Source organism: Streptomyces oryzae (genome assembly GCF_017676365.1).
In the GTDB taxonomy this organism is placed as follows: Bacteria; Actinomycetota; Actinomycetes; order Streptomycetales; family Streptomycetaceae; genus Streptomyces; species Streptomyces oryzae.
In genome coordinates this window covers 1-8,483 of record NZ_JADKMA010000262.1, presented here as the reverse complement: position 1 = coordinate 8,483, position 8,483 = coordinate 1, and the positions used below count along the sequence as shown (strand labels likewise).

8 protein-coding genes are annotated in these 8,483 nt (G+C 74.1%); 4 read left to right on the top strand and 4 right to left on the bottom strand.

Annotated features, from left to right (window positions below):
* The coding region (locus tag ITI46_RS31695) for a protein phosphatase 2C domain-containing protein (protein ID WP_209243384.1) at window positions 1-766 on the top strand (766 nt) is incomplete at its 5' end.
* A 10-nt stretch (window positions 767-776) separates the two neighbouring features.
* Here ITI46_RS31695 and ITI46_RS31690 read toward each other — a convergent pair.
* Window positions 777-1,157, bottom strand: coding sequence for a MerR family transcriptional regulator (locus ITI46_RS31690; protein WP_209243385.1), 381 nt, complete (start codon window positions 1,155-1,157; stop codon window positions 777-779).
* 74 nt (window positions 1,158-1,231) lie between these two features.
* Here ITI46_RS31690 and ITI46_RS31685 point away from each other — a divergent pair, with 74 nt between their 5' ends.
* Window positions 1,232-2,491 carry an MFS transporter gene (locus tag ITI46_RS31685; RefSeq protein WP_209243383.1) on the top strand — a complete coding sequence of 420 codons (1,260 nt, stop codon included), beginning with the start codon at window positions 1,232-1,234 and terminating at the stop codon, window positions 2,489-2,491.
* Between the two features lie 164 nt (window positions 2,492-2,655).
* Here the strand turns inward: ITI46_RS31685 and ITI46_RS31680 are convergent, their stop codons facing one another.
* Together ITI46_RS31680 and ITI46_RS31675 are read right to left on the bottom strand one after the other, a co-directional pair.
* The gene (locus ITI46_RS31680; RefSeq protein ID WP_209243382.1) at window positions 2,656-3,789 is read right to left on the bottom strand and encodes a DUF2637 domain-containing protein; all 1,134 of its coding nucleotides are present in this window, start codon (window positions 3,787-3,789) and stop codon (window positions 2,656-2,658) included.
* 219 nt (window positions 3,790-4,008) lie between these two features.
* Entirely contained in the window at window positions 4,009-4,860 is an 852-nt protein-coding gene (locus ITI46_RS31675) for a (2Fe-2S)-binding protein (RefSeq protein WP_209243381.1), read from the bottom strand.
* Window positions 4,861-5,002: 142 nt separating this feature from the next.
* Here ITI46_RS31675 and ITI46_RS31670 point away from each other — a divergent pair, with 142 nt between their 5' ends.
* A complete protein-coding gene (locus ITI46_RS31670) occupies window positions 5,003-5,839 on the top strand; it encodes a GntR family transcriptional regulator (RefSeq protein ID WP_209243380.1) in 837 nt (278 codons plus the stop codon).
* A gap of 83 nt (window positions 5,840-5,922) precedes the next feature.
* On the opposite strand, the gene ITI46_RS31665 is transcribed toward ITI46_RS31670, so the two are convergent.
* Window positions 5,923-6,723, bottom strand: coding sequence for a hypothetical protein (locus ITI46_RS31665; protein ID WP_209243379.1), 801 nt, complete (start codon window positions 6,721-6,723; stop codon window positions 5,923-5,925).
* A 450-nt stretch (window positions 6,724-7,173) separates the two neighbouring features.
* Here ITI46_RS31665 and ITI46_RS31660 point away from each other — a divergent pair.
* The coding region (locus ITI46_RS31660; protein WP_209243378.1) for a hypothetical protein at window positions 7,174-8,483 on the top strand (1,310 nt) is incomplete at its 3' end.

Sequence of the window (8,483 nt, the reverse complement as noted above, 5' to 3'; positions counted from 1 at the left end):
GTTGCGGGCTGACGCGCTGCTGGCCGTACGGTTCGGCGCGGGGGAGGACGGGGTGCTGCTGGTCGCCGTAGCGGCGGGCGCCCGGTCGGGGCCCGGCGGACACCGGGCCGCGCGCGAGGTGTGTCACTCGATCGGGGCGGCCATCGGCCGGAGCGGCACGCGGCTTGCCAACGACATCCGTGCGGGCCGCAACAGCGCGCTCCAGCCCGGCCTGCACCGGCTGACGGACCGCACGTTCGGCAGGCTGCACGCGCAGGCCGCTGCCCTCGGTCTGGAGCCCGAGCAGTACACCGCGGATCTGCGCTGCCTGTTGCTGCCCGCCGATCCAGGCTGCCGCAACCGGGTGTTCTTCGGTGCGGGCGCGGGCGGACTGCTGCGTCTGCGGGGCGGCGCCTGGCAGGACGTCGAGCCGGCGGCCACCATGTCGCCGGCTCCGGAGGAGAGTTCCGTGCTCGGCCGTGACCCGGCCGCGGGCGCCGCCGCCGTCCGCGACGGCTTCACCCCGGCGGAGCCGCCGGAGGCCGCAGGCGCGGAGCCGTTCCGCTTCCGCGCCTGCGTCGCACAGCCCGGCGACGTGCTGCTGATGTGCGGCCCCGGGATGGCCGAGCCGCTGCGCGCCGAGGCGTCCTTCGCCGACCGGCTCGCGGCGCGCTGGGCGGACCCTGAAGGGGCGCCGCCGGGGATGGCCGCATACCTCGCCGACCTCGAGTACGCCGTCGAGGGGCACGAGGGCGACCGGACGGCGGTGGCCGTGTGGGAGGGCTGAGCCGGCGGGGTCAGGCTTCCGGTTCCGGGGCGCGGGTGGCCCGTACCGCCTCCAGATAGGCGGCGATGGCGTCCCGGTTGCGGGCCAGGCACTCCACGCGCGCCGACATCCGCGCCAGTTGGTCCTCCAGGGTGGCGAGCATCTCCGGGGTGGCGTCCTGGAAGTGGATCACCCGGGGCTTGTCGAGGCACGGCAGGATCTGTTTGATGATCCTGGTGGGCAGCCCGGCGTCGAGCAGCCCGCGGATCTGCAGCACCCGGTCGACGAACCGCTCGTCGTAGTCGCGGTAGCCGTTGGGGCAGCGGTCGGCGGCGATCAGTCCCTGCTCCTCGTAGTAGCGCAGCAGCCGCCGAGGTGTTCCGGTCCGCTCCGAGAGTTCCCCGATCCGCATCCTGCCGCCCTCACTCTCCCCGGTCAGCTCCGGCTTGACCTTCACATCAATGTGAGGGTTTGAGCATACCGGCCATGCGAACCGACACCGCGCGCAGTGCGCACCCCGAGACGGGCCCCGCGTCCGAAACTCCCGCCGCACACGGGCCCGAAGAGCGGAGCGGACTCCCGCTCGCCGCCCTGCTGGCACTGGCCACCGCCGTCTTCATCACCAGCCTCACCGAGACGCTGCCCGCGGGGCTGCTGCCCGCGATGAGCAGCGATCTCGCCGTCAGCGAGTCCGCCATGGGCCAGACGGTCACCATCTACGCCATCGGCACAGCACTCACGGCCATCCCGCTGACCGCGTTCACCGCCGGATGGCGGCGCAGGCGGCTGCTGTTGACGGCGATGGCAGGCTTCGCCGCGGCCAACACCGTCACCGCCGTCTCGACCGACTACACGCTCACCATGACCGCGCGGTTCGTCGCCGGTGTGGCCGCCGGGCTCGCCTGGGCGCTGCTGGCCGGATACGCACGCCGCCTGGTGCCCCCGCAGCTGGGCGGCCGGGCCATCGCCGTCGCCATGGCGGGCATCCCGGTGGCCCTCTCGCTGGGCGTCCCGGCCGGCACGTTCCTGGGCAAGGCGCTTGGCTGGCGGATCGCCTTCTGGGCCATGACGGCGCTCACCGCCCTGCTGCTGGCCTGGATCACGGCTGCCGTCCCCGACTACCCCGGACAGCGCCCTGAGGCGCGTACGCCGCTGCTGCGCGTCCTCCGCATCCGGGGAGTGGCGCCCGTCCTGGTCGTCACGCTCGGCTACGTACTGGCGCACACGGTGCTCTACACCTACATCGCCGCCTTCCTCGGCCACGCGGGCCTGGGCGGTTCGGTCGACCGCGTGCTGCTGGTGTTCGGAGCCGCTTCCCTGGTGAGCATCTGGTTCGTCGGCGCGCACATCGCCCGCAGGCTGCGCGCCCTCTCGATCGGGGGCGCACTCCTGGTCGCCGTCGCGGCAGCCGTACTGGCGGTGGCCGCCGACAGCACGCCGCTCGTGTACGGTGCGGTCGCCCTGTGGGGACTCGGCTGGGGCGGAGCACCGACGCTGCTGCAGACGGCCGTCGGGGAGGCGGGCGGTGAGTCGGCCGACGCCGCTCAGGCGATGCTCGTCACGCTGTGGAACGCCGCCATGGCCGGAGGCGGCGTCGTCGGCGGGTTGCTGCTGGACGCGCTGGGTACGGGAGCCTTCCCGTGGAGCGTCCTGGTGCTGATGCTGCCGGTGCTGGCAGTGGTGCTCACGGCCCGGGCGCACGGCTTCCCGGCCGCGTCCGCGCGGCGCACCGCCGCTGCCGGGTGAGTTGCGGGCGGGACTGCCCTGGACGGCCCGGTGCGGTACGCGGCGTCGGCGTCATGCAACGCGCCCGCGTACCGCACCGGTCAGCCACCGTTCCTCCGTCTCTCGGCGAGACGGCGCTTCGGCCTCTCGGGCTCTCGGCTTCCCGGCCGCTGGGCTTCTCGGCCTCAGCCGAACTGCCGCTCGATCTCGGCCAGTTTCTCCTCCAGGCTGTCGAGCCGTGGACTCGCGGCGTTCTTCTCGTGGCTGCCGCCGTCCCGTCCGATGTCGCTACGGGCGAGCGTGCTGTCGTCCCCGACGGCCTGCAACGCGGGCCTGCCGCGCGGCAGGGAGGAAGGGCTCACTGCCGGCCTGTCCGTGGGGAGTTCACCCGTGGGGATCGGAGCGCCGGGTGGAGTGCCGGGCGGAGCCGGTGCCGTGCCCGGTGCGCCGAGCTCCACCTCCACCCGGTGTGCCGGCTCGCCGCGGCCTCTGCTCCAGCGCCGGTGCTGCCGGTTGATGGCCTTGACCCTGGCCCGGTCCAGGCGCTCCTGGTCCTTGCGGCGCAGCCGCTCCTGCTCGCGCCTGCGCCGGTCGTCGCGTACCTCGTCGACGGCCTCGTCCAGCGTCCGTACGCCCTCCAGCAGCATCAGCGACCAGGCCCCGAACGTCTCGCGCGGCGCCCGCAGCCAGCGCACGATGCGGATCTGCGGCAGCGGGCGCGGTACCAGGCCCTGGTCCCGCAGCGCGGCGCGGCGGGTCTGCTTGAGCGCCCGGTCGAACAGGATCGCCGCCGAGAGCGACATCCCGGCGAAGAACTGCGGCGCGCCGTCGTGCCCACTGCCGCGCGGCGCGTGCACCCAGTTGAACCAGGCCGCGGCCCCCGCGAAGATCCACACCAGCAGCCGCGACCCCAGCGAGGCGTCACCGTGGCTGGCCTCACGCACCGCGATCACCGCGGAGAACATCGCGGCGCCGTCCAGCCCGAACGGGACCAGATACTCCCAGCCGCCGCCCAGCCCCAGGTTCTGCCTGCCGAAGCCGACCAGGCCGTGGAAGGAGAGCGCTGCGGCGACGGCGGCGCAGCAGAAGAGGAGCAGATACGCGGCTGTCGCGTACACGGTCTCCTTACGGCGGCGCCGCTCCTCCATGCGCTCCCAGGAGTCCGGCTGTCCGTGCTGTCCCTGTGCCGTGGCCGCGTCGCCCTCGGCGGGGGAGCCGTGGCGGCGCGATCGCGCCATCACCAGCACCGCGGTCAGGGTGCCGGCGAGCAGCACGGCGCTCGGCAGCACCCAGTTCAGCGATATGTCGGTCAGTCTCATCGGGTGTGCCCCTTGCCGCGCGGTGCCGCGGGGCGCGCACGCCGTGGGCGCCGCGTACGGGCCCGTACGTGCGCGAGGCGGTGCCGCGCTCGCGCTCTGGCTTGCTTCGTGTTGACGAGCATCCTTACGGCAGCGCGGCAGCCCTCCGAGGGGTTTCAGCGGAAGAGAACGCTAAAAGGGGGAATCGGTGGCCGACAGGGGCGGCTGTGGTCGAACTTCCTAGCGCGCGACGGTCATCCGCTCGATACGCTCCGCGTCACACGTTCGAGGACACGTGACGCAGGTGTCCTCCGGGCGGAGGGTGTAGAAAAGACAGCAGCTCGCCCGGTCCCGCGTGGTCAGCTCGGCACCGTCCGGACCTGTCAGCCGGCGGAAACCCGCACCCTGGGCGAATGGTTTCTGCGAGCCGGGGAGCAGCAGTTCCGCCTCCGCCATCGCGCGCGGCTCCTCGCCCAGCAGATGGCCCAGATACCACAGCCCCTCGGTGATCTCGTCGGTGACCATCCCCCACAGCGCCCGCGAACCGCGCCGCATCCGCGGCCTGAACCCCGCCAGCACGGGCCCGAGATGAGCGGCGACGGCGTCCCGCACCTCGGCGCGCAGGGCCTCCTCGCCGGGCACCACGCGCGCGCCCGGCGCGGCTGCCGCGGGATCGTCCGGCAGGCACGCGAACTCCTCGATACGCACGGCCAGCCGCCCCGGCGAACGCTGGAAGGCCACCGCCTCGACGGGCAGCCGCGGCACGCGCCGCTGGAGGAACCACGGGATGGTGACGAGCAGGCAGACGGGCCAGGCGTAGCGGTGCAGCCCGAAGCTCGCCACGACATCCGGGCGGCCCTGCTGTCCGTAGTCCCGCAGAATCTGCTCCGCGTCCCAGGAGAGGAACTCCTGCAGCGCCTCGCCGCCCTCCGCCAGTGCGCTCGCGCGCACCCAGCCGGAGCCCTCGGGAAGGGATTCACGAGCCGTGGTCTCGGTCACACCCAGCGAAGGGAACACCTCGGTCAGCCGCGCGTACGCCGCACGGAAAGGCGAGACGTCAGAGGCTGCGGGAGCGCGGGTGGGCACGGCCATGAGGACCACCGAATCGACGATCGTCAGCAGGTAAGCCTTACCTTAGCTGATTGGGTCCGAGGTTTGATCTCGTGGCGCGTCGGCCTAGGGTGCACGGCAGCCTGCACTGGTGAAGACATGTACGGAGAGTGCTGGGGGCCCTATGGAGCAGAGTCGAGCGGAGTCACGCACGGCGCCGGCAGTCGTCCCGCCGCCAGCCGTACCGTCCGTCCCCCCGGCAGCGGTCCGGGCAGCGGTCCGGGCCGGCGCCCCAGCGGGGGGCTCCGGCGCGCCGTCGGCACCGCGTACCCGGGGGCGTACGCCCCGGCGGGCGGAAGCGGCAGCGCGCGGTGAGCACACCCACAGCGAGCCACCGGCCCCCAAGGTGGTCCCGCAGCGCCATTCCGTACGCGACCAGATCCTCGAAGCCCTCCGTGCCGCGCTGCTCTCCGGCGAACTCGCCCCCGGTGAGGTCTACTCCGCGCCCGCACTGGCCGAACGCTTCGGCGTCTCGCCGACCCCCGTACGGGAGGCCATGCAGCTGCTGGCCAGTGAGGGCGCCGTCGAGACCGTGCCCAACCGGGGCTTCCGGGTGGCCCGGCACAGCCCCCGCGACCTGGCCGAACTCACCGAGGTCCGGTCCCTGCTGGAGGTCCCCGCCGTGCTGGCGCTCGCACGCTCCCAGCCCGCCGAGCAGTGGGACCAGCTGCGGCCGCTCGCCGACGACACCTGGCAGGCGGCGGCGTGCGGTGACCACTCCGCCTACGCCGAGACCGACCGCGCCTTCCATCGCGCCCTGCTGGAACTGACCGGCAACCGGCAGCTCGTCGCGGTCGCCGAGGACGTGCAGCGCCGCGCGCACCTGTCCGCCCTCCGCGCCACCCCCGCACCCCGCACCACCGACCTGCTCGCCGAGGCCGCCGACCACCTCGCCCTGCTCGACGCGCTGACGGACCAGGATCTCCCCGCTGTCGAACGCCTGGTGCGCGGGCACTTCTGAAGCGCGGGGGTGCTGGCCGGTGTTTCCGGACGCCCGGTCCACATGACCGGCGGCGCCGAACCCGCCTCGGTCCGCGGCCCGGCTCAGCCCTCGCCGGACGTCGCGGCCCCGTCCTCGGGACCTTCACCGCTTTCCGGCCGGCTCTCGGCCGCGCTCGGCAGCCGCTCGGCGAGCCAGGTCGGAACCCCGCCCAGCAGCCGGACCAGCCGCCCGGCCTCCTCGCGGAGCCTGGTCGCCTCCGGCTCCGGCTGTACGTCGGCGAGCGAGGCGAGGGCAGGCGCCATGCCGACGAGGAAGCCCAGCTCCTCGCGCAGCCGCAGCGACTCGGCGAACCCGTGGCGGGCCTCGGCCAGTTCGCCCTCGCGCGCCGCCAGCCCCGCCAGATGCCGCCACGTCGAGGAGCACAGCAGCAGGTCCCCGCGTGCGGTCGCGCCCGCGTGCGCCCTGCGGTACGCGGCGCGCGCCGACTCCGGGGTCTCGCTCAGGTTCTCGGCCAGCAGGCCCCGCCGGAAGTCCAGCAGGGCGCGGCCGGGGGCGTTGGGCTCCAGCAGTGCCGCGGCCCGGCCGAGCGCGGCTCGCGCCTCGTCCGTGCGGTCGCGTACGCCCAGCACGGTGGCCGCGTAGGCGAGTTGGCCGCGCTCGCAGGCCGCTGCCCCGCGGTCGTCGTCCACCTGTGCGACCGCCTCGGCGACGCGCAGCGCGTCCTCGGCCGCCGCCCAGCCGTCGGCCGTGTACATGCACCGCTCGACGAACAGCGCGGCCCGGCCCACCGCCGCCTGCGGATGGGCGTGTGCGTACGGTTCCAGCAGTGCGGCCGCGTCCTCCCAGCAGCCGCGCGAGCGCAGCCGCCACACGGCCTGGCCCAGCGGGCTGTCGGGGCCCATCGCCGGGGGCCGGGTCTCGTGTTGTGAGGGGCTTTCGATGATTGCGGGGCCGGTGGGTCCTGCGGGGTGTGCGGAGTCCGCAGGGCGAGTGGGGCCCGCGGGACCTGTGGGATCCAGCCTTTCCGAACGTGACATGGCGGTGTCCGCCACAGTGCCCTCCCCAAGCGCGCCTTCGAGCCGGATGTGATCGCATCACAGCACGGGTTGAGCCGCCCGGCCAAGAGGGTGGTGTGAATCAGTTCACAAAGTTTTACCGGAGGCGGCCGAATGCCAAGTCGGACGGGCCGGTCCCAACTGCCGTACGTGTGAGGGCGGTCGGCGTGACCGACGCCGAGCGGCGGCTGGAGGGGTAGAGCTGGTGGGGTAGAGCTGGCTCTACCCCACTGGCTCTACCCGAAGTCGGCACCTGGCTGTAGTGATCTTGGCGGCGATCAGCGGTTCGCTTGAGGGGTGAACAGGACCGCCGCACGTCGCACCGTATACGCAGCCCCCGCTCTCTGGGCCGTCTGTGCCGTCTTCGCAGCCCTCACCGCGGCCGTGACCTCGCTGCCGCCGCACCGCGTGTGGGGCGTACTCGCGGCGTGCGGCTACGCCGTGTTGGCGTGCGTGTCGGCGGTGGCTGCTCGGCGTGCCGGGCCTGCCGCGTCCGACGCGAGGGGCGGCGCCGCATGCCGTGCCGGGCCGTGGCGCCGCGGCCCGACTCCGCTGCTGACCGGCGGGTTCCGGCTGCTCGGCGGTGGGCTGGCGACCGTGGTGCCGCTGCTCGTGCTCGCGTTCACAGACTCAGCGCAGGAAGAGGTGCACGTCGTCCACCGCGCCGGTGCCCGCCTGCTGGCCCGCGGCACTCCCTATCTGGGTCCCGACCAGCTGGCCGGCGCCGACTACCCGGCCTACAACCCTTATCTGCCCGGCATGGCGCTCTTCGGCGTGCCGCAGCGACTCGTCGGGCTGGACGCCCGGTTCGGGTTCGCCGCCGTCTTCCTCGTCACCGTCGCCCTCAGCCTGCGGATCGCCGAAGGACGGTATGCGGATGGTGGGGCCCAAGAGGCTGGATGCGGGGTGCGGTCCGCCTGGAGCAGGTCTGCCTGGGCCGGGCCCCATGGCCGCCGCACGCTGCTGCTGACGGCCTCGCCGCTGGTCGCGCTGCCCATGGCCGTGGGCGGGGAGGATCTGCCAGTGCTCGGCCTGGTCTGCCTCGGCCTGGCGCTGGCCGGACGCCCGGGGAGCGGCGCGGCGGGCCGGTCGGGGCTCGTGCTGGGCGTGGCATGCACTCTCAAGGCGACGGCATGGCCCGCGCTTCCGGTCGTCGCGGCGCTCCTCGCGGTGCGTGCGGGCCGCCCGGCCGTGCTGCGGCTCCTCGGCGGTGCGGCGCCGGCGCTGGTGGCCGGGCTCGTGCTGCCCGCGCTGGTGGACGGGGCGGGTCTGATGGCCAACGCGGTCCGCTTTCCGCTCGGCCTGGCGGAAGCCTCGTCCCCGGCGGCAGCCCCGTTGCCGGGCAGGCTGCTCGCGACGCTCGGACCGGCCGGGTTCCTCTGCGCCGTCGCCGGGCTGGCGCTGGCCGCCCTGCTGACCGGCGGCTCGCTGCTGGTGCGGCCACCTCGGGACGCGAGCGGTGCCGCGCTCCGGCTCGCGCTGGGACTGCTGCTGGCCATGGCGCTGCTGCCGGCATCCCGCTTCGGCTACGCCGTCTACCCCGCCGTACTCGCCCTGTGGGCGCACTGGAGGACCCTCGATGCGCGACGACGCCCCCGACCAGCCCC